The following is a 26,090-nucleotide window of genomic DNA, read 5'->3' on the forward strand; positions in this document are numbered from 1 at the left end:
GGGTCGTGTCGGGAGGATAGGCACGCGAACCCCGCCGCCGGCACGGGGTTGACACGGCGCGCTCGCAGTGAGATTCTCCGCCGGTTTGCTCGGCGCGCTCGCGTGACGAGGACCGAACTCACCCAGCAGACGGCGCGCGTGCTCGCGCGGGTCGCCGACGGCAACCCTTCGTGAAGTTCGGAGTCGGCCAGATGCGGCCGACATTCGAACGAATGTCCGAGCTCCCTGTCATGATGAAACCATGACGACGACGGCCACCGCTCCCGCCGGGATCGCGGCCGCGCGACTGGCGCCGATGGTCGACGAGATCGTCGATATCCGCCGGCAGATGGCCGCGCTTCAGGCGCGCGAAGCGCGGGTGCTGGCCGCGGCGGGCGCGATCGCCGACGAGTGGGCCGATGCCGAGCCCACCCGGTCCGACGCGGAAGTGGCCCGCCGCTCGGTCGCGGCCGAACTGGCGGCGGCACTGCGCGTGTCCGACCGCACGGTGCAGCGCCAGCTCGCCGAGGCCGAGCGGCTGGTGGGCTCGTTCACCGAGACCCTCACCTCGCTGCAGAAGGGCCGCATCTCGCTCGCGCACGCGCGGATCATCGTCGAGGCGGGCGATCGCATCACCCACCCCGAGCTCATCGCCGACTACGAAGCGAGCGTGCTCGCCTATGCCGAGGCCGAGTCGGCCTCACGGCTGCGGCCGATCGCGAAGCGGCGCGCGGAGTGGTACCTCGACGAGACGATCCGCGAGCGCCACGCCGCCGCCGCGCGCACCCGCGCCGTGCAGGTGTACGACGTCGACGACGGCATGGCCGAGATGCTGCTGACCGGTCCGGCCGTGATCGTCTACGGCATCCACGACCGCCTCACCCGCATGGCGCGCGAGGTGACGGATGCCGACGCCCAGGCGATCCGCGAGGCGCGCGAGGCGCTGAAGGCGGCCGAGCGCGCCGCGAGAGCGGCCGCGGGTGACGCGAACGCCACCCCGGCGGCCATAGACGAACTGGCGGATGCCGCCGAGCGCGCCCGCACCGGCCTCGACGACCTTGTCGCAGCCCGGCGGTCGCTCGACGAGATCCGCGCCGACCTCGTCGCCGACCTGCTGCTCGCCGCGGACCCCGTCGCCCACGTCGGATCCGTCGACACTGGCCTCGCCGCCATCCGCGCGACGGTCCAGGTGACCGTTCCGGTGCTCACGCTGCTCGACTCGCCCGTCGACGATCCCTTCGACGCCGTCACGCTCGCCGGGCACGGCCCGATCGACCCCGACACGGCGCGCGAACTCGCCCGCACCGCCCCCGGATGGGACCGCATCCTCACGCATCCGATCTCGGGGACGGTCCTCGCCGTCGACCGGTACCAACCCAGCAAGAAAATGCGCCGGCTGCTCGCGGTGCGCGACCGACATTGCCGATTCCCCGGATGCCGCCAGTCCACCGCCCGCAGCGACATCGACCACACCGTCGCGTGGGTCGACGGCGGCACGACCGCCGTCGAGAATCTCAGCCATCTCTGCCGTCGACATCACACGCTGAAACACCACACGCCGTGGTCGGTCGTGCACAAGCCCGGTGGCGTGCTCGAGTGGACGAGCCCCGGCGGCAGGGTCTACCCCGACCACCCGTCATCGGGAGTGCACTTCACCACGGACGCCGAGTTCGATCCGGCCCCGTTCTGAAGCCCGCCGCGCGGGATGCCGTCACTCCGCGTCCGCTGTATCGCGTCCTGCGGCCGGTCGTCAATCCCACACCGACCGCCGCGACGTGTCATACGGTCGGGACATGCCCGCGACCGACCCCGCCACGGCCGCCACCCCGACCCGCGCCGCCTCCACCCCCGTCCCGCGACGATCGGACGCGCCCTGAACCCTCGACATCCTGCCCCGATGCTGTCGGTCGTCATCCCGGTCAAGGACGACGCGCCGGCCCTCCGGCGGTGCCTCGAAGCGCTCAGCCGCCAGACGCGGCATCCCGATGAGATCGTCGTGGTCGACAACGCCTCCACCGACGCCTCGGCCGACGTCGCCGCGCAAGGGGGCGCACGCGTGATCCCCTGCGCGACGCCCGGGATCGCCGCGGCCTCGGCCTGTGGCTACAACGCGGCACGCGGAGACGTCATCCTTCGCCTCGATGCCGACTGCATCCCCGCGCCCGACTGGATCGAGACCGTCGTCGCCGCGTTCGTCCGCCGACCGACGGCGTCGGTGGTCACCGGCGGAGCGGTGTTCACCGACGGACCGCCGCGGCTTCGCCGCCCTCTCGCGGCGCTCTACCTCGGCGCGTACGTGACCGTCGGATTCGTCACCCTCGGGCACGCGCCGCTGTTCGGCTCGAACCTGGCGTTCACCCGGCGTGCGTGGCTGCGGGTGCGCGACCACGTGCACCGCAGCGACCCCGAACTGCACGACGACCTCGACCTGTCGTTCCACCTCGGCGAATACCACCGTGTGCGACTGATCCCGGCGCGCACGATGGGCATCTCGATGCGCCCGTTCGACGACCCGCAGGCGTTCGCGCGGCGGATCGCGCGGGGCTTCCGCACCGTCATCACGCACTGGCCCTACGACCTGCCGCCGCTGCGGTGGGACCGCCGCCTGCTGCGACGCACCCTCGCCGCCGCGCGTCGCCGCGATCGGCCGGCATCCCGAGGCCACGCATGAGCTCGCGCGTGCTCGGCATGATCGACGAGGCCTCGCTGCACGTGATGACCTTCAACGTGCGCCGGCCGCTGGGGCGGTTCGCCCTGCGCCGCGCCGACCGGTGGGCCGAGCGCCGCGAGCCCCTGTTCCGGATGCTGCGCACCGAGCGGCCGGCGATCCTCGGCTGCCAGGAGGTCATGCCCGAGCAGCTCCCCACCCTCACCGAGGCGCTCGGCGACGGCTACGCGTTCGTGGGGCACGGACGCTCGAAGCGAGGCGACGGGGAGTCGTGCCCGCTCTTCTTCGACGAGCATCGACTCGAGCTGCGGGAGTGGAGCCAGACCGCGCTGTCGGACCGGCCCCACGAGCCCGGGTCACGGTCGTGGGGCAACCTGATCCCGCGCGTTCTCGTCACCGGCGTCTTCCTCGACCGACGCTCGGGCGGGCACCTGTGCGTCATGAACACCCACCTCGACCCGTTCTCGTCGCGGTCGCGGGTGCGCGCCGCCGAGGCGATCCGCATCGACGCTCGCGCCCGCGGCATCCCGACCGTCATCGTCGGCGACGCCAACGCCTCGCCCGGCTCGCGCACCGCGCGCGCCCTGCTCGGTCGCGGCGAACTGCGCGACGCCTGGCTCGCCGCCGACGCACGCACGACGCCCGAGTGGGGCACCCTCGCCGGCTACCGCCCGCCGCGCCCCGGCGCGCGCATCGACTGGATCGTCACCACACCCGACGTCGGCGTGCGCACCATCGGCATCGGCGGGCAGCCGACATCGGGCGGTTGGCCGTCGGATCACCTTCCGGTGCATGCTGAGGTGCACGTCGACGCGAAGGAGGCGACATGATCGACAACCTGCTGCGTCCGCCGCGCACGCCCGCCGAGTTCGTCGCCGACGCCCTGCGGGTGGTCGGCCTGCTCGGCATCGTCGTCGCCGCGCTCGTCTTCGAGCCGACGGATGCCGGCATCCTGGCGGCGGCGCTGCCGTTCCTGCTCGTCCCCCGCCTGCTGGGAACCACGGCCTGGTTCGACATCGTCAGCACCACCGTCATCCTCGTCGCCGCGTGGAGCAACGTGATCGACCTGTACACGACCCTCGTGGGGTGGGATCTCATCGTCCACTTCGTGTGCACCGGCGTGCTGACCGCACTGACCTACCTCGCCCTGGTGCGCGCCGAGGTCGTGCCCGGTCGCGGGGATCCCGGCTTCCGGACGCGCATCCCCATGACGCTGTCCCCCGCGATCGGCCTGGCGCTGTCGGCGCTGTGGGAGATGGTGGAGTGGTTCGGCCACGCCGTCATCACCCCCACGATCTCGGTCGGCTACGACGACACCATCGGCGACATGGCGGCCGGGGGCCTGGGCGCCCTGGTCGCCGGCGCCCTCGTCGCGAGCGTCGCCCTCGAACGCACCGACACCACGATCGCCGCCCCGGCGCGGCCCGGCCGGTGACGCGGCGGCGAGGCTCCCGCGACGTCGCTCAGGGCGCCGGGTGCAGGTTCGACATGACCCAGCGCAGGTCGCGGCGCCGCCCCGCCTCGACGGCGGCCTGCCACTGCTCGGCGGTCAGCGCCTGACGCGCGCGCTCGCGCGCATCCGCGGTGAGCGTACCGCCCGAGCCCCCGTGATGAGGGGTGTATCGCTCGCCCAGCGCGTCGACCGCACCGAACAGCTCTGCCGCGCGCGTCGGCCGGTCGAGCTGCACGAGTGCGGCGGCGAAGACGTCGACGGCGGCGAGTGCGCCGGCGGCGTCCTCGATCTCGAGCGACGAGATCGCCCCCGTGCGCAGCACCGGCAGTGCATCGGCGGGCCGGCGCACCGAGATGAGCGTGCGGCCCGTGACATAGCAGGCGCCGCGCAGCGCCCACGCGTCACCGGCCTCAGTGGCCAGCCGGTAGCACTCCCCGAGCGCGTCGAGCGCCTGGGCCGGCCGACCGAGCTGCCGCAGCGCGTCGCCCCGGACGAGCAGATAGTCGGCGACCGCCCAGCGCGCGGCATCCCCCACCTGTTCGCGGTGGTCGGCCGCCGTCCGAAGCGCCTCGTCGACGGTGTCCTCGTCGCCGACCGATGAGGCGACGTGCGCGCGCATCGCCCCCGCGAGCATCGGATGCAGCGGGTCGGCGGCGCGCGCGGCGGCTTCGCCGAGCCGCGCGACGTACCGGCGCACTTCCCCGGCTTCCAGACCTGCCGACGCGATGAACGTCGCGGCGCGCAGGGCGTTCGCCTCGGCATCGGGAAGCGGATCGCCCGGCAGCGCGAGTGCGCGTTCGATCAGCGAGATCGTGTCCGCCCCCGCCCCGCGCTCGTGCCAGTACCATGCGAGGGCCCCCACCAGACGCACCGCGATCGCCCGCTCGCCCGCGTCGATCGCCCACGCGATCGCGGCGTCGAGATCGGGGCGCGCCGCCGCGATCGCCCCGCGCGTCGCCTTCGCCTGCGCCGTGCGAAGTCGGGGCGCCAGGCGCTCGGCGTAGCCGGCGAGCCACGCGGCATGCCGTCGCGACCAGGCAGCCTCATCGTCGAGCGGCAGGGTCGCCCGCACGTAGTGACGCACCGACTCGAGCATCCGGAACCGCCGTTCACGCGCACCGCTGACGGTGCTGATGAGCGACTTGCGCGCGAGCGAGACGGCGATCTCGCGCGCGTCGGCGTCGCCGGCGTCGCAGATGCCGGCGACCATCTCGAGGGTGAACGTGCCCGCGAACGCGGCCAGCTGCGACAGCATCCGGGTCTCGTCGGCGCTCGTGAGCCGGACGCTCCACGCGATCGCCGACTCGATCGAGTCGTGACGCCCCGCGGTCGAGACCGCGCCCGGCCGCGCGAGCGAGTCGGCCAGCTCGGCGAGCGTGAGCACGTCGAGCCGGGAGGCCGCCAGCTCGATCGCCAGCGGAAGCCCGTCGAGTCGCGCGCACAGGGCGCGCACCGACGCACGCTGCGCGTCGTCCCACTCGACGACCCCGCTGCTGTCGGTCGCCCGCTGCAGGAACAGGTCGACGGCCTCGTCGACCTGACCGCCGAGCAGCGGTTCGATGACGAGCACGCGCTCACCCGCCATGCGCATCGACTCGCGGCTCGTCACGATCACGTTCAGCCCCGCACAGCGCTCGAGCAGAGCGCTGCACACGGCGGCGACCGCGCCCAACACATGCTCGGCGTTGTCGAGGATCAGCAGTCCGCGGCGACCCGCGATGATCTGCACCACGGCGTCGACGGTGGGCTCGGCGGCGCCGGTCACCTCGGCGAGCGCGGGCACCACGTCATCCGGCTCGACCACGGCGGCGAGGTCGACCAGCCATTGCGCCTCGTCTTCGGAGTGACCGGCGCGGCGGGCGACCTCGACGGCCAGGCGGGTCTTGCCCACGCCCGCGGCGCCGGTGAGCGTCACCAGTCGTGAGTCGGCGCGCCCCCGTCGCACCGATTCGAGCTCGCGGCTGCGGCCGACGAAGCGCGTGAGCGGGATCGGGATGCCGGCACGTTCGACCGTCGGCTCGGCGCCGGCCGGTGCGATCCCCAACACGACCGGGTCCTGCCGCACGATCGACTGCCGCAGTTCATCGAGTCCGCGAGCGTGGTCGGCGTCTGCGGCTCGCGCGAAGGCATCGAGTGCGGCGATCGCATCGGAGGTGCGTCCTGATCGCGCAAGCGCCGTCGCGAGCAGCGCCACCACGTCCTCGTCGTCCGGTGCGGACGCAGCCTGCTCGGCGAGCGCCTCGACGACACCGACCGGGTCACCCGCGTGCATGCGCAGCGTCGCCAGCTCGATCCTCGCCGCCCGGCGAGCCGCTTCGAGGCGGCGCACCACCCCGGCCGTGAACGGGAACTCCCCCGCCCAGGCCAGCGGCGCACCCCGCCACAGCGCATCGGCGGCGGCGAGCACCTCGGCGCGCTCACCCGGCACCGCACCGGCGATGAGACGCTCGTACTCGAGCACATCGACCCGCTCGGGGGCGAGAGCGAGTGCGTACCCGTCGCGGCCGCCGTGCAGCACGTCACCCCACCCGCGGGCGCGCAGCCGCGAGATGTGGGCGCGCAGACTCGACAGCACGGCATCGGTGGGCGTCTGCCACAGGTCGCCGATGAGGGCATCGGCGCTCATCGGCCCGCCGGCGAGCGCGAGCCGCGCGAGGATCGCCTGCGGGATCGCACCGCGAACCGCCGGCGGCGCGCCTTCGCCCACCACGGCGAACGGCCCGAACAGCAGCAGGCGCGCGTCCACGTCAGTCGACGATCAGCGCGGTCGCCGGCGTCTGGGGCAGATGGGCGATCGCCGTCATGACGTCATCCCACCCCCATCGCCGTCCGGTGCGGTACTCGCGTTCGAACTCACCGGGAGCCAGCCCGGCCGCGATCGCCCGGCGCAGCCGTGCGGCATCCTCCCCCTCGGCGGTCGCGGTGGAGTAATCGTAGCCAATCCCGATCTCGTCGACCGCGCCGAGAAGACGCGCCCCGACGTCATGCCGTTCCACGTACGCGCAGGCGCCTGCGATGGCGTGGACGACGGCGAGCGCGCCGGCCGGCTCCAACGCCCGCGCGCCGGCGACGCCCGAGGCCGCGAGGCCGATCGCTTCGCGCGGTCTTCGCGCGTCGACGAGGGTCTTGGCCATGACGTAGATCGACGAGGTGATCATCCACACGTAGCCGATCGAAGCGGCGATGCGGTGCGATTCGGTGAGCGCCTCGAGCGCCTCGTCGAGCCGCTTCTCACCGCGCAGCAGCTGCCCGTAGGCCATCGCGACCTCGCTGCGCGCCCACGGCTCGGCCTCGGGCGCGAGCCGGCGCGCGGCTTCGAGCAGTCGCCCGCCTTCGGCGACGTCGCCGAACAGCGAGCGCCCGTACCCGGCACGCGCCAGGGCGACCGCGGCGACATCGACATCACCCGCCCGCTCGCCCAGTTCGTGCGCACGGGCGATGGCGGCGAACGCCGCCGGCGCGTCGCCGGTCTGGTAGGCCAGATTGCTGAGCTCGAGCCACGCGATGGGTTCGGCCTCGACGACGTCGCCGGGCACCGCGAGCGCGCGGTCGATGCGCTCACGGCCCGCGCGCAGCAGACCGCGCAGGTACCAGTACGGGGCCTGACCGGCGACCAGCCGCACGGCCGCGTCGCGGTCGCCCGCCGCGATCGCCTGCTCGAGCGCCGCGTCGAGGTCGGAGCGGAATCCGTCGAGCACCGCGACCGTGTCGGCCGCCGCGAACGCGCGCAGACTCGGTGCCAGTCGCCAGGCGAGATCGGCGAACCACGCACGATGGCGCGCCCGCCACGCCGTGAGATCGGCCTCGGTGTCGTGGGTGGCGACGAACTCCTTCGTCGACTCCAGGACGCGCAGCCGACGCCGCCCCGACGCGCTGTGGTCGACCGACACCAGCGACTTCCCGACGAGTTGGGCGATCCTGCGGCTGGTGTCGGCGGCCGGTCCCGCCGACACGCCCGACGCGGCCTCGATGGTGAAGGGCCCGGCGAACCGTGCGACCGCGATCAGGTCGGCGCGCAGGTCGTCGTCGAGCAGCTCGTAGGTCCAGGCGATCGCCGTGCGCAGACTGTCGTGACGTCCGCCGGTGGTGCGGGCCCCGATGCCCTCTCTCACCTGCGCGATGTCGAGCAGGTCGAGCCGCGCCGCTGCGAGCTCCAGCGCCAGCGGGATGCCGTCGAGATCGGCGCACAGCGCGCGCGCCGCGTCGATCTCGTCGGCTGCGAAAGGCTCGCCGCCGCGCGCGTCGAGCGCGCGATCCGAGAACAGGCGCCAGGCATCCTCGGCCTGGGCGTCGGTGAGCGGACGCAGCACGAACTCGAACTCGCCGGGCAGGCGCAACGGCTCGCGGCTGGTGACGAGGAACCGCAGGTCGGCGGTGCGGGCCAGCAGGGCGTCGACGGCGATCGCGACCGCCCCGAGCACGTGGTCGGCGTTGTCGAGGATGAGCAGCACACGGCCGCGGGTGAGTCGACGGGCGATCGCGTCGACCGTGAGTTCGGTCGCCCGCACCACCGACGCGATCAGCGGCACGACCGCCTCGGGGTCGGTGACGTCGGCGAGGTCGATCATGTACTGCTCGTCGTCGAGCGCGGTGGTGGCCTCGCGGGCGAGTTCGACCGCGAGGCGGGTCTTGCCCACGCCGGCCGGGCCGACGATGGTGATCAGCCGCTCGCGGTGCCGGCCCGCGCGCAGGGTGCGCAGCTCGGCCGAACGGCCCACGAACCGCGTAAGCGCGATGGCGACCCCGACGCGCTGCACGGTCTCGGCCGGTCCCCTCGTCGGCTCGACGACGGCGGGGTCGAGCCGCACGATCGACGCGCGCAGGGCGTCGAGTCGGGGCGAGGGGTCCATGCCGTCGCTGTCGCGCATCCGCTCGGCGAAGGCGTCGATCGCGTCGACGGCCTCGGAGCGGCGGGCGGCCCTGGCCAGTGCCGTGGCGAGCAGCTGCACGGGTCGTTCGTGCAGCGGATGCCGCTCGACGGTCTCGGCGATCACGGCGACCGCGAGACTGTGGTCGCCGAGTTCGAGGGCGAGCTCGGCGAGGTCCTCTTCGAGTCGGCGACGCTGCTCGACCACGGCGGCGCGCGCCGGGGTCACGAACGGGAAGGCGTCGAGACCGTCGAGCAGGCTGGACCCGGCGAGCGACGACAGCTCGAACAGGTCGGAGAGCTGTTCGTCGCGCGGGCGCGACGGATCGAGGGCGGCGACCGCATCCTCGAAGCGTGCGTGGTCGACCGCGGTCCGCGGCACGTCGAGCAGATACCCGTTGCGTGTGCCGGCCAGCGCGGTGCCGAGGCCCGCAGTGCGCAGACGCGAGACGTGGGAACGGAGGGTCGACAGCACACTGTCGGGCGGAGTCGCCCAGACCGCGGCGATGAGCTCGTCGGTGGGCACGGCCTCGCCCGGGGCGAGCGCCAGACGCGCGACCAGAGCGCGGGGCACATCGCCGCCGATGTCGAGGGGACGGCCGTCGCGGCGCACCTGCGGCGTGCCGAAGACATCGACCTGCACATCCAACGCGACCACTCCCTCCGACGGCGGGCGAGAGCCCCGCCAGCCTCGATGGTAGGAATCGCGAGCCGCCCGCGGGGACGACGACATCGCCGTGCAATCTTCGTGCAATCCCCACGACGCAGCGCCCCGACCGAGGCCGAGAGCGCTGCGCCGTGAAGGGTGCGGGTCAGAACTGGGCGATGAAGCTGCCCAGCACCCGGTCGATGATGGGCAGGTCGCCCTCGTCGAGCGCGGTGACCGACAGTGCGACCACGTAGCTGCCGTCGGCGGAGTAGGCCGAGAGCATCAGGTAGTCGGCGCCGGTCTCGCCGCATCCGGTCCAATAGTCGAAGACGCCTTCGTGGTAGCCGTCGGCGTACACATCGCTCACCGAGAGCGAGCATCCCGACTGCTGCAGGTACGGCGTCACCAGCTCGAGCCACTCCTCGGGTGTGGTCTGGGCCGTGTCGGTCGGCGCGGCCAGCACCGAGATGCCCGGCACCGACCAGCCGGCCGCGTAGGCGGCCAGATCGGTGCTCGCCTCGATGCTCGCCCAGGTCACCCCGCGCGGATCGGTGAACGGCGTGGCATCCACCGCCCACCCCGCCGGCACATCGACCGCGACGCTCTGGGTGTCGTCCACGACCGTCGTGAAGTCGGTCGGGTCGGATCCGCCGCCGCCGCCCGACGGCGTGCCGCCCAGGTCGTCGACCACCGAGACCGCCGAGACCGCGGTGCCGTTGAACTGACCGGTGTAGTACCGGCCGTCCGCGGGCCGGTACAGCTCGACCGAGAGAGTGGCGTCGTGCCCGTGCGTGCGCAGCACGTCGCAGTAGTCGGCCATCGTGCCGTCGGTGCCCACCGAGACGCCCTCCATCTTCGTGATGAGGTCGCCCGGCTTCACGCCGGCCGCGTCGGCGGACGACCCCGACGCGATGGAGTTGACCCAGATGCCCAGACCTTCGCCCTCTGCGGTGTACGCGGTGCCGTTGATGCCGAGGCTCAGCACGCCTTCGCCCGAGGCGAGCGTGTCGACGACGGCGCGCACCTCGTCGCGATGGATCGCGAGGTTCTGGTCGTGCTGGTCGTTGCCGGCGTAGTTGACCCCGACGATGCGCCCGTCGGCGTCGACCAGCGGGCCGCCGGAGTTGCCGCCGCGGATGCGCGCGTCGTGCTCGATCACGTGGTCGAGCGACGCCCACGGCGTGTCCATGGCGGTGTCGGCCTTCGAGACGATCCCGCGCGTCATCGTGAAGGTCGGATCCCCCAGTGGGAAGCCGGCCGCATACACGTCGGTGGCGGTGGGGATCTCGCCCTCGCGCCACGTCAGGAAGGGGTAGTCGTCGTCCTGCAGCTGGATCACCGCGAGGTCGAGGCACTCCGACGACCCGAGCACCTTCGCGTTGAGGGTGCGGCTCGTGTCGCCGCCGAGCCAGACCTTGAGGGTGCCGGCGCCGACGACGACGTGGTTGTTGGTGACGGCCAGGCCGTCGGACGAGATCAGGAAGCCCGACCCGCGACCTGCGGCCTCGTAGCCTCCGTCGGGCGAGACGAACGTGCCGACGGCTTCGATCTGGACGGTGGCCGACTGGATGCCGTCGAAGCCGACGCCCTGCGGTGTGGGAGCGGCTGCGGGAAACGTCGCACAGCCGGTGAGGGCGAGCGCGGCCGCAGCCGGGAGGGCAAGGCCGGACGCGAGGTTCCGGCGACGAGAGGTGGTGTGCGTGTTCATGCCAAGGACGCTAGGGACGCGACCGCACACGGCGTCAGAGCTTCCGGCGACTGCAATCCGCGTGCAATCCAGGCCGCGATGTCAGGGCCGCAGCAGCGTCACGCGAGCGCTGCAACGCGCACGGTCGACGCTCCACACGTGGCCGCGACCGTGCACGCTCGCGGTCAGCCCGTCCACGACGTAGGCGGTGTGCTCGTCGATCGCGACGCCACGTGGCACGAGGTCGGCCTCGACCGCCGCGACCAGCCTCGACAGGGTGCCCCACTGCGCCGCGTGCACCTCGACCGTCGCCCGGACCAGCCCCAGCCCGTCACGCACCTCGAGTTGCTCGAGCTCCTCTGCGGCATCCGCCGGTGCGACATCCCGCTCGTCGAGCCGGTGTCCTCCGACGAGCGCGTGCGCGGCGGCGATGACCGCCCCGGCCGAGAAACCGGCGTACGGTGCGCCCGCCGCGACGCGCCCGCGGATGGGCTCGGCGATGTCGGTCAGCGCCTGGTGATAGGCGGGGGTGAGACCGCCGCCGACGAAGATGCCGTGCACCCCGCTCACGACGGATGCCGCGAACCGCTCCCCCTCGCGGATCGCGTGCACCCGGATGCCGGATGCCGGTGCCCCGGCGGCTTCGAGTGCCGTGCGGAACCGGGACTCCGCGGTGCGGTCGTCCGGTTCGAGCACCAGCAGGAGCGCGATGACCGGGTCACCGGAAGAGGCGGCGCGCGCCTCATCGACGAACGGGGCGAGCACGGCGGCCGTCAGCGACGCATCGCGACCGCCGCCGATGAGGTGCACGCTCATCCGTGCGTCGCCGGGGCGGTGGGGGGCAGCGCGTGGGCCACGGTGTCTCCTCGGGTCGAGCGGTAGGGCCACCGTAGGTGGTGGCCGGCCGCGACCTGAGTGCGCGCGCGAACCTGCAACGCGCGTGCAATCCGGGCGGGACCGCCGCGCCGCCCCGCCGGTCAGCCCAGCGTCACGTCGTCGATGTCGATCGAGACGATGAGCGGCTCGCGCACCGCCCGGCCCTGGTCGTCGCGCACGTAGATCTCGCGGTGCACCGGCAGCAGCAGCCCGTCGAACCAGGTCTGGCCCGTCATGTATTCGACGGACGGTGAGCCCCCCGCGATGTCGACCGAGTAGTCGCGGCGGCGCAGCACCCCGTCGGAGTCGGCGTACAGCGTCTGCACGGGGGTGTGGGTCGCGATCGACGCCGGGTACGTGACCCGAAGGCGGTCCCAGACCTCACCGTCCTCCTCGGTCCACGGGCCGATCTCCTCGGTGACGACGCCGGGCAGGGTGAACGACTGCGGCTCGGTGTTGTAGGTCCACATCGCATACCCCGTGAAGTAGGCGAGGTGCAGCTGGTTCCACGGCGTGGTCAGCTCGTGCCCGGCGAACGAGGCGCGCGGGTCGGTCAGCTCCGCGGCGACGGTCCCGTCGGCACGCACGATCGTGACGCGATGGGGGGTGAAGTCGCTGTGCAGGCCGGGGTCGCCGAAGTCGTCCAGCCGACTGTGCTCCGTGCGCAGATCGACGGTGAACCGGCCCTCGCCGGCGACGCCGTCCACTCTCTTCAGGCCCCAGAAGGCGCCCCCGAAGTGTCGGACGGCCGAGATGCTGTCGACCTCGCGCCAGCGGCTCCCGCCGTGCGCGTCGATGATCTTCTCGAGCAGTGTTGCCATGGTGTTCTCCTTGTTCTCGGTGACGGTCGTGGATGCGATGACGTCGAAGTGCGATGTCTGCGTCGTGTCCGCTCGCGGCTCCCCGCACGAAGCTCAGGCGGGGTGCGAGTCGAGCAGCGCGATCTCGTCGGCGGTCAGCGCGATGCCCCCCGCGGCGATGTTGTCGCGCAGGTGCTCGGGACTGCTCGTGCCGGGGATCGGCAGCATCGTGGTCGTACGGTGCAGCAGCCACGCGAGGGCGATCTGCGACGGCGTGGCCCCGGTGCGCGCCGCGACCGAGCCCAGCGCTCCCCGGCCGTCGACGAGGCCGCCCGTCGCGAGCGGGAACCACGGGATGAATCCGATCCCGGTTTCGGCGGCGACGCGCACGAGGTCCTCCGCGCTGCGGTCCGCGAGGTTGTAGAGGTTCTGCACGGTCGCGATCGGCGTCACGGCGGCGGCCGCCCGCAACTGGTCGACCGACACCTGGCTGAGCCCGATGTGGCGGATCTTCCCCTGCGTGCGCAGGTCGTCGAGGGTTCCGACCTGGTCCTCGATCGGCACGCGCGCGTCGACCCGATGCAGCTGATAGAGGTCGATCGTCTCGACCCGCAGACGCCGCAGGCTCCCCTCGAGCGCAACCCGCAGATGCTCCGGCCGGGCGTCGACGATCCACTCCGCGCGAGGGCCGCGGACGAAGCCGCCCTTCGACGCGATCACGAGGTCATCGGGATACGGGTGCAGCGCTTCGGCGATCAGGGTCTCGACCGTTTCCGGGCCGTACGCGTCGGCGGTGTCGATCAGGTTCACACCGAGATCGACCGCGTCCCGCAGCACCCGGCGCGCGCGATCGGCGTCGGGCGGCGGCCCGAACGCGTGCGGTCCGGTGAGCTGCATCGACCCGAAGCCGAGCCGGGCGACCGGCAGCTCGCCGCCGATGAGAAAGGTGCCGGCTGCCTGCGCGCGCACCGTCCGACCGCTCATCGCGCCAGCACCGATCGCTCGGCCGGCTCGAGGCGCAGCGCCGCCGCACGCGCCGGCGCGCCGACCAGCCGGGGCAGGAAGGAGTGTCGATACGCCGCGTACTTGTCCCGGTAGGCCTCGTCGAGGGCGTCGTCGAGGTCGGCGACCTCGACGAGGTCGACGACACGCGATTCGGCCCACGTCGTCACCCGGGCACGGTGGCGGGTGAGCGCACCACGGAACCAGCCCGAGTCGCGGCCGTGCGACGACCGCACGTACACGTCTCCATCGACGACGACCACCCAGATCGGCACCGGCGGTCGGAACGAGCCGTCGGCGCGCATCGTCTCGATCGTGATCTCCTCGGATGCCGCGAACACCGCGGCGTCATGTTCATCCCACGACATGATCTGTTCCCTTTCTTCCGTCGCATCCATCTGTCATCGCACCGCCAGCACGTCGGGCACCGGACGCCGGATGCCTCGCCGAACGACGAGCGCCGACGCGCCGACCGTCGCGATCAGCACCCCGCCGGTCGCGACGACGAGGGCCGCCGGCCCGACACCGGCCACCGCGGATCCCAGCGCCACGCTCTCGGCGACGGCGGCGACCACGAGCACGAGGCCGACGGCCGCGGCCGCGGTCACGCCGTGCACGGCTGTCTCGATCGCGGCGGCGGCGAGCGTCGTGCGCTCGTCGGCTCCGGCCGCACGCACCGCGGCCTGTTCGCGCCCTCGAGCGGCCGCTCCCATCGCGGCGGCGACCGCGGCGGCCGCAGCGGCGAGCACGGTCGGCCCGCCGACCAGCAGCGCGACCGCAGGTGCCGTGCCGGCCGCAGATCCACCCGACAGCGCGCTGAGCGTGTGGGCGCCCGCAAGCAATCCCGTCGGCAGCCCGATCGCCACGACAGCCGCTGAGACGGTCGCGTCGTCGCGACGAGGGCCGAACACGGCGGATGCCCGACCGAGCGCGGCCGCGGCCGTCCACCGCGTCAGCGGCCGTGACCACGCGCGCTCGAACGGCGCGACGATGACCGGTCCGGCGGCCGCGACGGCCCCGGCCAGCAGCGGACCGATCAGCAGCAGCTGACTGCCCGCCTGTCGATCCCGCAGCGCCGCGATCATCGACGCGACCAGGGCAACCAGGGCCAGAGCGGTGGCCGGTCGCCGCCATCCGGCGCGCGGCGGTGGCTCGGTATCGCGGCGGATCGCGATCAACGGCGACAAGCGCGCCGCTCGGCGGCCCGCCGCGATCGCGCACGGCACGCAGATGAGCACCACCGCGAGCGCGCTCCACCCTGCCGTGACGGCATCCGCCCGTGGCTCGACCGGCGTGAGGCCCACCGTGCCGGTGAGCCCGTATGCCACGAAGCCCGGAGCGACGACGACCCCGACGAGCGCCCCCGCGACGGCGCCGAGCACGCTGACCGCGAGCACCTCGGTCGCGATGACCGCCCGCACGGCTGCCGGCGACAACCCGATCGCCGCCCACAGCGAGATCGCCGCGGCGCGCACCGTGACCGTCAACCGCAGCACGGTGGTCAGCACGGCCAGCGCTGCGACAGCGGTGAGCGCGACGGTGAAGCCGGCCAGTGAGAACAGTGCGAGCCCCCCGCGATCGGGCGACCTCTCGGCCGAGGCCAGCAGCACCGCGGGCACCGACACCGCCACCGCCGCGACCGCGGCGACCGCGAAGGCGGCCAGCCACACGAATCGCGCGTCCCGCAGATCGGCGCAGATCAGTCTGAGCATGGGATCACCGCCTGCTCGGGCTCGCGACGAGGCCGAACAACTCGGCCGCGGTCGGCCGGTCGACGTCGGCGACGACGTGCCCGTCGCGCAGCACGATGACGCGGTCGGCCGTCGCGGCGGCATCCAGATCGTGGGTGACGAGCACGACCGCCGACCGCTCATCGGGAATGTCGCCCAGCATGCGGAGTACGTGCTCGCCCGCCTCCGAGTCCAGCGCCCCCGTCGGCTCGTCGGCGAAGATCAGTCGCGGCCTCGTCGCCAGCACGCGCGCGATGGCGACCCGCTGCTGCTGGCCGCCCGAGAGCTGCGACGGCAGGGCATCCCGGCGATCGTCGAGCCCGACGTCTGCCAGCGCTGCCCGCGCCTCGACGCGTTCGCCCGCGAGTCGCGCGGGCAGCGCGACGTTCTCGAGAGCCGTCAGGTAGGGCACCAGGTTGTACGTCTGGAAGACGAAGCCCACGTTGCGCCGCCGCCACGCGGCCAGCCCGCGCCGACCCAGCCGATGCAGGTCGGCGCCGGCGGCGCGCACGATCCCCTCGCTGAGGGTCTGCAGGCCCGACAGCGCGTAGAGCAGCGTCGACTTGCCCGAGCCGCTCGCTCCGACCACGGCCACCAGCTGCCCCGGCTCGACCGTGAGCGTCACCTCGCGCACCGCCCACGTGCGACCGCGGCCGCGACCGAACGCGACGCCGACTCCGCGCGCATCGACGAGGGTCATCGCGACTCACCGCCCGGGGCCCCGACTCCGCCGGTCCGTGCCGGTTCATCGTCCTCTCGGGCGACGATCGCCTCGGCCCCCACGCCGCCGGGTGCCGTGCCGAGCGACGCGAGGCTGCGCACCGCGATCGCGACCACGAAGAGGGTGATCGCCGCCGCGAGCACGACCGCGAGCACAGCGGATGCCGCACCCGCCGCACCCGGCGCCTCCGCTGCCGCGCTGAGCCACACGATCGCGTACGTGACGGCGGCGGCATACGGAAACGTGAACGACCAGAAGCCGAGCGTGAACGCCGTCCGGCGATAGAGCGGGACGAGCGCGACCTGCACCGCGACCATCACGGCGAACACCCCGGCCAGCGCCCACTGCAGGTCGTCGATGCGCCCGTCGGTGACGGCGAACCACGCGAGTCCGCCCACGGCCGGCGGCGCGACGATGATGGCGAGTGTCGGAACGAGCACGTCGGGCAGAGGTGGGCGCACAGCCAGCCGCGCGACGACGACCGCCAGCGTCGCGACCCACGCCAGGGTGGCGAAGGCGACGCATCCGATGGCGATCCCACGCCAGCCCGCCTGAGCGAGCCCGTACGCGCAGATGTACCCGGCGGCGACCGTGGGCAGGAAGTACCCGCCGTGCACGGCGTCTGCCGGCACACCGCCCGCGATGAGCCGCCCGATGAACCACGCCGAGAACAGCAGCGTCGCCACGACGGTGACCGCCACCGCACCCCGCGCCGGATCGGGCCACACCCGCAGTGCTGCAGCCGACAGCAGCACCGGCACGACCAGGGCGAGCACCGCGATCGGGCCCTGCACCGGGTGCCGCAGCTGCGCTGCCAGGGGCAGTCCCGTCACGATCCCCCGCCGCACATGCGCGACGATCATCGCCGCCCACACGACGGCGGCGGCGCCCCACGCGACCGCGACGACCGCTCGCGACCAGTCGAGGGCGTCGGCGACCGCCGTCCACACCTCGGCCAGTCCGGCGGTCCCGAACGGGATCGCCAGCGTGTTGAGCGGGATCCGCTCGCGGATCGGCATCCTGTCGGTCATGACATTCCCGCCTCTCGGAGAAGACCGAGCGGGGGCGGCCCCGGCCGTGAGGCGGGGCCGCCCGTCGCTCACTTCTGGATGAACTCGAGGATGTCGGCGAGCAGCTTGTCCTGGTACTCGCCGAAGATGCCGTGCGAGTAGCCCTCGTACACCTTGAGGGTGCCGTCCTTGACGAGCTCGATGCTCTTCATCGCGGCGGCGCCGATCGGCACGATCTGGTCGTCGGTGGCGTGCGCGATCATGATCGGCACGTCGAGGGCCTTCAGGTCCTCGGTCTGGTCGGTCTCGCTGAACGCCTTGATGCAGTCGTATGCGGCGGGCAGGTCGCACAGCATCCCCTGACGCCAGAAGTCGAACTTCGCGCCCTGCGAGACCTTCGAGCCCTCGCGGTTGGCGCTGAAGAACGTCTCGGACAGGTCGAGCCAGAACTGCGAAGCGTCGGCCAGCACACCGGCGCGGATGCCGTCGAAGACCTCGATCGGAGTGCCCTCCGGGTTCGACTCGGACTTCACCATGATCGGCGGGATCGCGCCGGCGGTGACGACCTTGGCGACGCGGCCGGCGCCATGCTGGGCGGCGTAGCGGACGACCTCGCCGCCGCCGGTGGAGTGCCCGACGACCACGAGGTCGTGCAGGTCGAGGTGCTCGACCAGCTGCGCGAGGTCGCTCGCATACGTGGTCAGGTCGTTGCCGGTATAGGTGCGCGACGAGCGGCCGTGGCCACGACGATCGTGCGCGATGACGCGGAAGCCGCGGTCGGCGAAGAACTTCATCGCGACCTGCCACGCGTCACCGCTGAGCGGCCAGCCGTGGGCGAAGACGATCGGCTGGCCCGATCCCTGGTCTTTGTAGTACATCTCGGTGCCGTCGGAGAGGGTCAGGTAGGGCATGGCTTCCTCATTTCGCTGTGCCGTCGGTGACGGCTGGTCGGGTGGGACTCGATCGAGCCCGAGCACGACGTTAGAAAGGCGTGGGAGCGGCTGTCGTGGCCCTCGCGCTGACACCCAGCCGGGGCCCCTCGACGGTGTTCCTGCGAGGGCCACGACCGGCCCGTGCGGCCTGCGTAGGTTCGGGTCGATCCCTCACCCGGAAGGACTCCGACATGCCCGACATGACCGTCTTCTCCCGCCCGGTGCGCACCGTCTCGGTCGCGCTCCCCGGCACCTTCGACGAGGCGGTCGCCGCCTTCGAGCGGGCGGCACCGCACCTCGACCCCGACGCGTTCGCCCATGAGGTGCGCACCGCCGGCGACTGGGAAGAGATCGCGGAGTGGACCGCGCAGCACGCGCCGCACGGCTTCCTCGTCTACGTGAAGAACGACGTACGCCCCCTCATGGGTCGCGCCGGCGACCCGGCACGCGCGATCGCGTATCTGCTGGGCAACCACGTCACCGCCGAGAAGATGTTCCGACTCGACCCGCGCGTCATGATCTATGCTCCGCTGCGGGTTGCGCTCACCCATGTGGACGGCGAACCCGTGCTGTTCACCGCCGACGTGCCCAGCGACCTGTTCGGCGGCTACGGCGTCGAGGCGATCACCGACGTCGCCCGCGGGCTCGACCGCTCGCTGGCCGCGCTGCTCGAGCTGCTGGGCGCCGAGGTGCCCGCCGAGCTCGTGTGGTCGGCGGTCAGCGCGTAGCCACCGACGGGGGTCGCGAGCCCACGATGAACCGGCGAAGCGCCAGTGACGCCGGCGAGAGAGAGTCGCCACGCCTCCACGCCACGGCGATGCGACGCTGCGCATCGGGAGTGCCGAACGGGATGACGACGAGACCCGCCGTGCCGGTGACCGCGAGCGCCAGCTCGTTGACGATCGACACCGCGACGCCGCGCCGCACGAGTGCGACGAGCGTGTGCGGCGAGGCGACCCGCCGCGTGGCCTCGGGCCGCAGTCCCTCTCGCGCGAAGAACGGCCTCACCTCGGGAGAGAGCCCGCTCATGCCCTCGCCGCTGCCCGAGGTCACCAGGAACTCGTCGGCGAGCTCGCGCGGCGACAGCGAGCGCCGGGTCGCGAGCCGGTGCGCGTCTGAGACGACGACCACCAGCTTCTCGGTCCACAGCGGCAGGGATTCGATCTCGGGGATGCCGTCGAGATAGGCCACCGGAACGAGCGCGAGATCCGCGCGCCGTTCGACGATGGCGGGCGGCACCGCCGATGTCGCCATCTCCTGCAGGCGCACGACCACGGACGGCTCGGTGCGCGCGAAGCGGTCGACGAGCGACGGCGCGTAGGCGCCCGCGATGCTCGGGATGCAGGCGAGCCGTACCGTGCCGTGCTCGTGGCCGCCCAAGTGCGCCAGCTCGTCGTCGGCGGTCGCGAGCGTGCGCAGCACGGCCCGCGCATGCGGCAGGAACGTGTGGCCGGCGGTGGTGAGATCGAGGGGACGCCGGCTGCGGTCGATGAGCACGACACCGAGCTCGGACTCGAGCTGCGACACGTACGAGCTCACGCGCGATTGCGGGCGGCCGAGAGCTGTCGCGGCCGCCACGACGGTGCCGTGGTCGACGACGGCGGTGAAAGCCCGGAGCCAGGCGATCTGCATTCCGAAATCGTATCCGGAAAGTGGAATCCGGGATTCCGGAATCTGTCCACCCATGTCGCGTTGAAGCTGACTAGCTTCTCAGATGGATCCCGCCCGATGGAACCCGTACGACCCTCGAACCCCATGACCGACACCTCTCCCGACCCGACGGACGCTCTCGTCGGCCGCGATACCGAGCTCGCGCTGCTGCTCGACGCACTCTCCGACGCCGACCACGCGACCGGCGCCGCCCATCTGCTGCTCGGCGACGCCGGAATCGGCAAGACCGCGATGCTCGACGCCGTCACCGAGGCGGCACACGGCCGCGGGGCGCTGGTGCTGTCGTGCCGCGGCATGCGTATGCGCTCGTCGGTGGGCTTCGCAGGCCTGCACGAGCTGCTGCTGCCGGTGCTCGACCTGCTCCCCGCCCTCCCCCAGCGACAGCGCGCCGCGATCGAGATCGCGTTCGGCATCGCCGACGGCACCGCCGCCGACCGGCTCGTGACGAGCATCGCCACCCTCTCGCTCATCGAAGAGGCCGCGTCGACCCGCACCGTGCTCATCGTGGTCGACGACCTGCAGTGGGTCGACCCGTCCACCGCCGACATCGTGCTGTTCCTGGCGAGCCGCCTGGCCGGCACCCGCGCGCTGCTGCTGGCGACCGCGCGGCCGGAGACGGGCGAACCCGACGTCGAGGCATCCTTCACCCGCGTCACCGCCCTCACCCCGCTCGGCACCGACGATGCCGGCGCGCTCCTCGCGCGCCGCGCACCCGAGCTGTCACCGACCGCGCGCGCCCGGGTGATGGCGCAGTCGCAGGGCAATCCGCTGGCCCTCGGCGAGCTCGCCGCCGCGGCGGGCGACGAACCCCGCGCCGACGGACTCACCGCGCGCACTCCGCTCACCCGCCGCCTCGAGCGCGCGTTCCTCACCGAGACGCTCGCGCTGCCGGATGCCACCCAGCGTGCGCTGCTCGTCGCCTCGATCGGCGAGGACGCGCCCGCGTTCGAGGTGCTCGCCGCCGCCGCGCGACTGGGTCTCGGATCCGAGAGCTTCGGCCCCGCCGAACGTGCGGGGTTGGTGCGCACCAGCGGCGGACGGATCCGGTTCCGGCATCCGCTCATCAGTTCGTCGGTGCACAGCGCCGCCGATCCCGAGCTGATTCACGAGGTCAACGCCGCCCTGGCCGCCGCGACCGCCGACGATCTGCGGCGGGCCCGCTATCGGGCGGCATCCGGCCTCGGGGCCGATGAGACACTCGCCCGCGAACTCGAAGACGTCGCTGCCGCCTCGTCGCGGCGCGGCGCCACGTCCGAGTCGGCAGCACTGTGGCGGACGGCCGCCACCCACAGCCCCGGAACCGCGGATCGTGCCCGGCGACTCGCCTACGCCGGCGAGATGTCGCGCCAGGCCGGCGCCTCCGCCTCGGCGGGCGAGCTGACCGCCGAGGCGGAGGCCCTGTCGGACGACGCCGGCGTGCGCCTGCAGACCGCGCGAACCGAGTGGATGCTCGCGCTCACCGTGGGCACCCCCGCGCGGTCGGCCGCCGAACTGCTGGATCTGGCGCACACCCTCGGCGCGACGTCGGCGTCGGCGTCGCGCGTCGAGGTGCTGGTGTGGGCGGCGGTGCGGTGCTATCTGCGCGTCGACGACTCGCCGCAGGTGCACGACGCCGTCCGTGCGGCGCTCGAGGCATCGCAGACCGCCGAGGGGACACGGGCCGACGTGGTGCGCCGGATCGGCCTGGCGCTCATGGGGGGCCGTCCGCTGGACGATGTCGGCCGCGCGATCGAGGTGCTGCGCCGCGACCTGGGCGAGACCGATCCGACCCTGCTGAACTGCCTCGCCTTCGCCGTCGAAGACACCACCGATCTCGAGGCGGCGATCGGGGTGTGGAGCGCCGAGATCGACCTGTTCCACGCGACCGGTCGCGCCGGCGACGAGACCGTGGGGCTGGCCGGCCGCAGTGTCGCGCATGTGACCGCGAACTGCCTCGCCGAGGGCCTCGCCGACGCCGAGCGCGCACTGCACATCAGCGCCGACCTCGGCCTCGCCGTCGTCGGCGCGCTCGCCGCGGCGAACGCCGCGCGGGTGCACGCCGCGCGCGGCGACGACGTCCGTGCCCGCGAGGCACTGGCGTCCTCGCAGGCCTTGGGCGGCGACCACCCGGTGCCGCGGGTCGTCGCGCTCGCCGAGTGGGCGCAGGCGACGCTCGCGCTGGGCGACCGGCGCCCCGAAGACGCGCTCGCACACCTGGCGCGCACTGAGATCAATCCGCCGATCGCACTGTGGGCCGGCGCCGACCTCGCCGAGGCCGCCGTACGTGTCGGGCGCACCGAGCCCGTGGAGCGATGGCTCGAAGTCGCCGCGGCGGTGCCCGATCCGTCGGCCCACCTGCGCATGCTCATCGAACGCTCCCGCGCGCTGCTCGCCGCCGACGACGCCGTTGCCGCACACTTCACCGCCGCGATCGACCACGGTGCACGCAGCCGCGCAGGATACGACCTCGCCAGAACCCACCTGCTCTACGGCGAGTGGCTGCGCCGTCACCGCCGCATCGTCGACGCCCGTGAGCACCTGTTCGCCGCGCTGCGCGGTTTCGAGGCGCACGGCGCGACACGCTGGGCCGAGCGGGCAGCGGCCGAGCTTCGCGCAGCGGGCACGGTCGACACGCGCGTGCGCGGCGACGTCGCCGACCGCCGAGCTGCGCTGACTCCGCAGGAGGAACTCGTCGCCGATCTGGTCACGCGCGGACTCACGAACAAGGAGATCGCCGACCAGCTCTACCTCTCGCACCGCACGGTCGGCGCGCACTTGCGCAGCGTCTTCACGAAGGTCGGAGCCACCCGGCGCGGTCAGCTGGTGGAACTGCTCGGCAGCGGCGCACCGGCGCCCTGACCGTGGCGCGCGATGCCGTCGCGCGCGACGTCAGCCCGCGAGGCGCCGCGGCTGCACGACGGAATGCTGCCGCGCCTCGCGCTCGGACCCACTGCGGCGCGCGTCCTTCGCCGACACGAGGGGCAGCCCTCGCACCACGAGCACGTGCAGCCCCGAGGGGCCGTCGATCCGCAGTCCCTGCGCCTGCACGTCCACCGCTCCGAAGCCGGCGAGCGATTCGCGCACCCGCACGAACGAGAATGTGCGCGCCTCGTACCGCGCCCACATGGCCGGGAAGTCGTCGGGGGCCAGCTGCTCGAGCGACCGGACGATCTCGGCGAATCGGCCATCGGCGGCATCCGCGTAGTAGCGCAGGGCGGCCAGCGACCAATCTGCGATGACCTCCCACTCGGTCATCGCGTGCCGGAACTCCGGGCTGAAGATCTGCTCGGCGAGGTTGTCGCCCGCACGCAGCAGCCCGCGCCCGGCGATGCGGGCCATCGTGTTGACGGCGAGGACATCCTGATTGCGGTCGACGACGAACGCCGGCACGCCGACCAGATCGCCCATGAGGCCCTCGAGCGAGGCGCGCTCGGCGGCGCCGACGCCGGTGGCGCGGCGATCGCGCACCGGCTCGCCGGCATCCTCACGGGCCAGCAGGTACAGGTACGCCGTCGCATCGGCGTCGAGGTCGAGGGCCGACGCGAGGGCCCGCAGCACCTGGTGCGAGGGCTGGATGCCGCGTCCCTGCTCGATCCGCACGTAGTACTCGGGACTCACCCCGGCGCGCAGCGCCACCTCTTCGCGACGCAGGCCCTGCACACGCCGTCGGCCGATCCCCTCGGCCAGCCCGACGCTGTCGGGAGTGACGACCGCGCGCCGCGCCCGCAGATACTCCGCAACCCGTGCACCCATGATCTCCGCCTTCCGGCCCGCCGACACCCTGTCGACCATCCGCCTGTGACGATGCTCGCGTTCGACGCGGGGCCGCGGCATCGGCAGAACGACCGCATTCCCGGGCGGGCGCCGGGCGGCACCCGAGGCATCGGTCCGCCTCTGGTCGCCCGTGCCGGCGGGCTCGGGATGCCGGATGACCTAGGTCATCCGAGCAGGCGCCGCGCGACGTGGGTGCTGACCAGGTCGAGAAGCTCGTCGCCGCGCCCGGCCAGGATGGTTCGTATCGCGTAGAGCGAGAGCCCCTTCGCCTGGGCGGCGGCGATCGCAGGCGGGATCGCCGGCTCCTGACGTGCGGTGATGACCTCGAGGAGTGCCGGTCCGTCGCGGCCGAGCAGCTCGGTCGCGGCATCGCGCAGGTCGTCGACGTGCGTGACGCGGCGGCTCGGCATGCCCATCGCTGCGGCGACGTCCGCGAAGTGCGGGGTGTCGTCGTTGAACACGACGACCTTGACGTCGAGCTGCAGCTGCACGAGCGTCCGCAGCTCGCCCAGCAGCAGCGACAGCCCGCCGTCGCCTGCCATCGCCACCACCTGCCGCCCGCTCGATGCCGCCTTCGCACCGATCCCGTTCGGCAGCGCGGTGGCCATCGAGCCGTGGTTGAACGACCCGAGCAGACGTCGCTTCCCGTTCATGCGCAGCGACCGCGCGGCCCACACCATGGGCGAGCCGGCGTCCACCGTGAAAACGGCGTCGTCGGCGGCGACCGCGCTGAGCGTGCGTGCGACCAGCTCGGGGTGGACGGGGACGCGATCGGCGACGGCGCGGTCGTCGAGGTGGTCTCGCGCACGCCGGTAATGCGCGCACGCCGCGTCGAGGTGGCCGCTGGTGCGCTCGGCACGCAGCAGCGGCCGAAGCCCCGCCACCGTGTCACGCACCGTGCCGACCAGGGCGAGCGTGAGGTCGGCGCGCCGACCGAGCCTCTCGCCGCGCACATCCACCTGGATGTACGTGCGCTTCGGCAGGAACTGCCGGTACGGGAAGTCGGTACCCAGCATCAGGATCGTGTCGGCGTCGCGGATCGCCTTGTAGCCCGACGCGAAGCCGAGCAGGCCCGTCATCCCGACGTCGTACGGATTGTCGAACTCGAGGATCTCCTTGCCGCGCAGCGTGTGCACGATGGGAGCCTGGAGCGCGGCCGCGAGTGCGAGCACCTCGTCGCGCGCACCCGCACACCCGGCGCCCGCGAGGATCGTCACGCGCGACGACGAGTCGAGGATGCCGGCGGCTGTGCGCAGTTCGGCGTCGGAGGGCCGCACCACCGGCGACGTCGCCTGCACCCCGACCGGCAGCGACGGCGGGTCGGCCGGCGCGAGGAACACCTCGCCGGGCACGACCACGACAGCCACACCCCGACGCTCGACCGCCGCGCGGATCGCCATGCCGAAGATGTGCTCGGCGTGCTCGGGGTGCGAGATCACGGCCGAGTAGACCGAGCACTCCTCGAAGCTCTCCTCGGGGTGGGTCTCCTGGAAGTACTCGCCCCCGATCTCGGCCCCCGGCACCTGCGCCGCGATCGCGAGCAGGGGAACGCCGTTGCGCTGTGCGTCGTACAGGCCGTTGATCAGGTGCGTGCTGCCGGGCCCGCAGCCGCCCACGCACACGGCGAGCCGACCGGTGAGCGCGGCATCCGCCCCTGCCGCCAGCGCTGCCGCCTCTTCGTGCCGCACAGGGATCCATTCGATCCCGGCGCTGCGTCGCAGCGCGTCGACCAGTCCGTTCAGACTGTCGCCGGGCACGCCGTAGAGGCGGCGCACACCCGACTCGCGCAGCACGGCGACCATGTTGTCGGCGACGGTCATGCGTGTCACCTCGCCTCATCGGCTGCGCGCGTCACGCTCGGATCGCCTCGACGGCGGCGTGGGCGACGCGGTGGTCCTGCTCGGGCGAACCGCCGGCCGCACCGAACCCGCCGATCACGACGCCGTCCGCATCGGTGATCGGCACCCCGCCCGCGACGAAGGCCAGCGGCACCGAGGTCGCGGTCTGGATCGTGGCCAGCGGCGAACCGTCGGCCACGGCCCCTGCCAGGTCGGCCGTCGCGGCCCCGAAGAAGACGGCGGTGCGCGCCTTGGCGAGCGAGGTGTCGATCGATCCGATGACCGCCCCGTCGAGCCGGGTGACGTGCACGAGCTGCCCCGCCCCGTCCACCACGCTGAGCGTGTACGGGATGCCGACCTCCTCGACCGCGACGATCGCCGCCGCGGTCGCGGTCCGCGCGGTGTCGAGGCTCAGGATGACCGGCGAGAGCTGCGGCAAGTCCATCGGGTGTCC

The 26,090-nt window shown here is 73.0% G+C and carries 21 protein-coding genes; 6 read left to right on the plus strand and 15 right to left on the minus strand.

Annotated features, from left to right (window positions below):
- Positions 1-241 precede the first annotated feature (241 nt).
- The 4 genes from ABD663_RS07225 (at position 242) to ABD663_RS07240 (ending at position 4,082) form a co-directional block, all read left to right on the plus strand.
- Positions 242-1,669: an HNH endonuclease signature motif containing protein gene (locus ABD663_RS07225; RefSeq protein WP_344737297.1), complete on the plus strand. Its 1,428-nt coding sequence runs from the start codon at positions 242-244 to the stop codon at positions 1,667-1,669.
- A gap of 207 nt (positions 1,670-1,876) precedes the next feature.
- Positions 1,877-2,650, plus strand: a complete 774-nt coding sequence (locus ABD663_RS07230) for a glycosyltransferase family A protein (protein WP_344737298.1) — start codon at positions 1,877-1,879, stop codon at positions 2,648-2,650.
- Positions 2,647-3,477: an endonuclease/exonuclease/phosphatase family protein gene (locus tag ABD663_RS07235; protein ID WP_344737299.1), complete on the plus strand. Its 831-nt coding sequence runs from the start codon at positions 2,647-2,649 to the stop codon at positions 3,475-3,477. The genes ABD663_RS07230 and ABD663_RS07235 overlap by 4 nt, the downstream gene beginning before the upstream one ends.
- Positions 3,474-4,082, plus strand: a complete 609-nt coding sequence (locus tag ABD663_RS07240; protein WP_344737300.1) for a DUF2238 domain-containing protein — start codon at positions 3,474-3,476, stop codon at positions 4,080-4,082. Before ABD663_RS07235 ends, ABD663_RS07240 begins: the two co-directional genes overlap by 4 nt.
- 28 nt (positions 4,083-4,110) lie before the next feature.
- Here the strand turns inward: ABD663_RS07240 and ABD663_RS07245 are convergent, their stop codons facing one another.
- From ABD663_RS07245 to ABD663_RS07295, 11 genes are all read right to left on the minus strand, one after another.
- Positions 4,111-6,846, minus strand: a complete 2,736-nt coding sequence (locus tag ABD663_RS07245) for an ATP-binding protein (protein WP_344737301.1) — start codon at positions 6,844-6,846, stop codon at positions 4,111-4,113.
- A gap of 1 nt (position 6,847) precedes the next feature.
- The gene (locus tag ABD663_RS07250; RefSeq protein WP_344740182.1) at positions 6,848-9,610 is read right to left on the minus strand and encodes an AfsR/SARP family transcriptional regulator; all 2,763 of its coding nucleotides are present in this window, start codon (positions 9,608-9,610) and stop codon (positions 6,848-6,850) included.
- A 169-nt stretch (positions 9,611-9,779) separates the two neighbouring features.
- Complete coding sequence (locus tag ABD663_RS07255) at positions 9,780-11,324, minus strand: S1C family serine protease (protein ID WP_344737302.1); 1,545 nt, start codon at positions 11,322-11,324, stop codon at positions 9,780-9,782.
- Positions 11,325-11,405: 81 nt separating this feature from the next.
- Positions 11,406-12,119, minus strand: coding sequence for a Type 1 glutamine amidotransferase-like domain-containing protein (locus ABD663_RS07260; RefSeq protein ID WP_344737303.1), 714 nt, complete (start codon positions 12,117-12,119; stop codon positions 11,406-11,408).
- A 161-nt stretch (positions 12,120-12,280) separates the two neighbouring features.
- A complete protein-coding gene (locus tag ABD663_RS07265; RefSeq protein ID WP_344737304.1) occupies positions 12,281-13,000 on the minus strand; it encodes a hypothetical protein in 720 nt (239 codons plus the stop codon).
- A gap of 93 nt (positions 13,001-13,093) precedes the next feature.
- On the minus strand, positions 13,094-13,963 hold the full coding sequence (locus tag ABD663_RS07270) for an aldo/keto reductase (RefSeq protein WP_344737305.1): 870 nt from the start codon (positions 13,961-13,963) through the stop codon (positions 13,094-13,096).
- Complete coding sequence (locus tag ABD663_RS07275; RefSeq protein ID WP_344737306.1) at positions 13,960-14,349, minus strand: DUF2255 family protein; 390 nt, start codon at positions 14,347-14,349, stop codon at positions 13,960-13,962. Before ABD663_RS07275 ends, ABD663_RS07270 begins: the two co-directional genes overlap by 4 nt.
- 33 nt (positions 14,350-14,382) lie before the next feature.
- A complete protein-coding gene (locus tag ABD663_RS07280; RefSeq protein WP_344737307.1) occupies positions 14,383-15,693 on the minus strand; it encodes an FtsX-like permease family protein in 1,311 nt (436 codons plus the stop codon).
- Between the two features lie 4 nt (positions 15,694-15,697).
- Entirely contained in the window at positions 15,698-16,411 is a 714-nt protein-coding gene (locus ABD663_RS07285; protein ID WP_344737308.1) for an ABC transporter ATP-binding protein, read from the minus strand.
- Entirely contained in the window at positions 16,408-17,463 is a 1,056-nt protein-coding gene (locus tag ABD663_RS07290; protein WP_344737309.1) for an SLAC1 family transporter, read from the minus strand. The genes ABD663_RS07285 and ABD663_RS07290 overlap by 4 nt, the downstream gene beginning before the upstream one ends.
- Positions 17,464-17,531: 68 nt before the next feature.
- Positions 17,532-18,353 carry an alpha/beta fold hydrolase gene (locus ABD663_RS07295; protein ID WP_344737310.1) on the minus strand — a complete coding sequence of 274 codons (822 nt, stop codon included), beginning with the start codon at positions 18,351-18,353 and terminating at the stop codon, positions 17,532-17,534.
- Positions 18,354-18,565: 212 nt separating this feature from the next.
- Between ABD663_RS07295 and ABD663_RS07300 the strand changes: the two genes are divergently transcribed.
- Positions 18,566-19,102 carry a DUF302 domain-containing protein gene (locus ABD663_RS07300; protein WP_344737311.1) on the plus strand — a complete coding sequence of 179 codons (537 nt, stop codon included), beginning with the start codon at positions 18,566-18,568 and terminating at the stop codon, positions 19,100-19,102.
- Here ABD663_RS07300 and ABD663_RS07305 read toward each other — a convergent pair.
- Positions 19,092-20,006, minus strand: a complete 915-nt coding sequence (locus ABD663_RS07305) for a LysR family transcriptional regulator (RefSeq protein WP_344737312.1) — start codon at positions 20,004-20,006, stop codon at positions 19,092-19,094. The two genes, ABD663_RS07300 and ABD663_RS07305, sit on opposite strands and share 11 nt — an antisense overlap.
- 123 nt (positions 20,007-20,129) lie before the next feature.
- Here ABD663_RS07305 and ABD663_RS07310 point away from each other — a divergent pair, with 123 nt between their 5' ends.
- Positions 20,130-22,883: an AAA family ATPase gene (locus tag ABD663_RS07310; protein ID WP_344737313.1), complete on the plus strand. Its 2,754-nt coding sequence runs from the start codon at positions 20,130-20,132 to the stop codon at positions 22,881-22,883.
- A 30-nt stretch (positions 22,884-22,913) separates the two neighbouring features.
- Here the strand turns inward: ABD663_RS07310 and ABD663_RS07315 are convergent, their stop codons facing one another.
- The 3 genes from ABD663_RS07315 to ABD663_RS07325 all read right to left on the minus strand — a co-directional run bounded on the left by ABD663_RS07315 (position 22,914) and on the right by ABD663_RS07325 (position 26,081).
- Positions 22,914-23,777: a helix-turn-helix domain-containing protein gene (locus ABD663_RS07315; RefSeq protein WP_344737314.1), complete on the minus strand. Its 864-nt coding sequence runs from the start codon at positions 23,775-23,777 to the stop codon at positions 22,914-22,916.
- Positions 23,778-23,962: 185 nt separating this feature from the next.
- Positions 23,963-25,618 carry a thiamine pyrophosphate-binding protein gene (locus ABD663_RS07320; RefSeq protein ID WP_344737315.1) on the minus strand — a complete coding sequence of 552 codons (1,656 nt, stop codon included), beginning with the start codon at positions 25,616-25,618 and terminating at the stop codon, positions 23,963-23,965.
- A gap of 31 nt (positions 25,619-25,649) precedes the next feature.
- Entirely contained in the window at positions 25,650-26,081 is a 432-nt protein-coding gene (locus ABD663_RS07325) for a GlcG/HbpS family heme-binding protein (RefSeq protein WP_344737316.1), read from the minus strand.
- Positions 26,082-26,090 lie beyond the last annotated feature (9 nt).

Source organism: Microbacterium awajiense (assembly GCF_039536545.1).
Taxonomy (GTDB): Bacteria; Actinomycetota; Actinomycetes; order Actinomycetales; family Microbacteriaceae; genus Microbacterium; species Microbacterium awajiense.

Coding starts and splice junctions, on each gene's coding strand:
- ABD663_RS07225 (WP_344737297.1), top strand. CDS start 242: ATGACGACGACGGCCACCGCTCCCGCCGGGATCGCGGCCGCGCGACTG.
- ABD663_RS07230 (WP_344737298.1), top strand. CDS start 1,877: ATGCTGTCGGTCGTCATCCCGGTCAAGGACGACGCGCCGGCCCTCCGG.
- ABD663_RS07235 (WP_344737299.1), top strand. CDS start 2,647: ATGAGCTCGCGCGTGCTCGGCATGATCGACGAGGCCTCGCTGCACGTG.
- ABD663_RS07240 (WP_344737300.1), top strand. CDS start 3,474: ATGATCGACAACCTGCTGCGTCCGCCGCGCACGCCCGCCGAGTTCGTC.
- ABD663_RS07255 (WP_344737302.1), bottom strand. CDS start 11,324: ATGAACACGCACACCACCTCTCGTCGCCGGAACCTCGCGTCCGGCCTT.
- ABD663_RS07260 (WP_344737303.1), bottom strand. CDS start 12,119: ATGAGCGTGCACCTCATCGGCGGCGGTCGCGATGCGTCGCTGACGGCC.
- ABD663_RS07265 (WP_344737304.1), bottom strand. CDS start 13,000: ATGGCAACACTGCTCGAGAAGATCATCGACGCGCACGGCGGGAGCCGC.
- ABD663_RS07270 (WP_344737305.1), bottom strand. CDS start 13,963: ATGAGCGGTCGGACGGTGCGCGCGCAGGCAGCCGGCACCTTTCTCATC.
- ABD663_RS07275 (WP_344737306.1), bottom strand. CDS start 14,349: ATGTCGTGGGATGAACATGACGCCGCGGTGTTCGCGGCATCCGAGGAG.
- ABD663_RS07280 (WP_344737307.1), bottom strand. CDS start 15,693: ATGCTCAGACTGATCTGCGCCGATCTGCGGGACGCGCGATTCGTGTGG.
- ABD663_RS07285 (WP_344737308.1), bottom strand. CDS start 16,411: ATGACCCTCGTCGATGCGCGCGGAGTCGGCGTCGCGTTCGGTCGCGGC.
- ABD663_RS07290 (WP_344737309.1), bottom strand. CDS start 17,463: ATGACCGACAGGATGCCGATCCGCGAGCGGATCCCGCTCAACACGCTG.
- ABD663_RS07295 (WP_344737310.1), bottom strand. CDS start 18,353: ATGCCCTACCTGACCCTCTCCGACGGCACCGAGATGTACTACAAAGAC.
- ABD663_RS07300 (WP_344737311.1), top strand. CDS start 18,566: ATGCCCGACATGACCGTCTTCTCCCGCCCGGTGCGCACCGTCTCGGTC.
- ABD663_RS07305 (WP_344737312.1), bottom strand. CDS start 20,006: ATGCAGATCGCCTGGCTCCGGGCTTTCACCGCCGTCGTCGACCACGGC.
- ABD663_RS07310 (WP_344737313.1), top strand. CDS start 20,130: ATGACCGACACCTCTCCCGACCCGACGGACGCTCTCGTCGGCCGCGAT.
- ABD663_RS07315 (WP_344737314.1), bottom strand. CDS start 23,777: ATGGGTGCACGGGTTGCGGAGTATCTGCGGGCGCGGCGCGCGGTCGTC.
- ABD663_RS07320 (WP_344737315.1), bottom strand. CDS start 25,618: ATGACCGTCGCCGACAACATGGTCGCCGTGCTGCGCGAGTCGGGTGTG.
- ABD663_RS07325 (WP_344737316.1), bottom strand. CDS start 26,081: ATGGACTTGCCGCAGCTCTCGCCGGTCATCCTGAGCCTCGACACCGCG.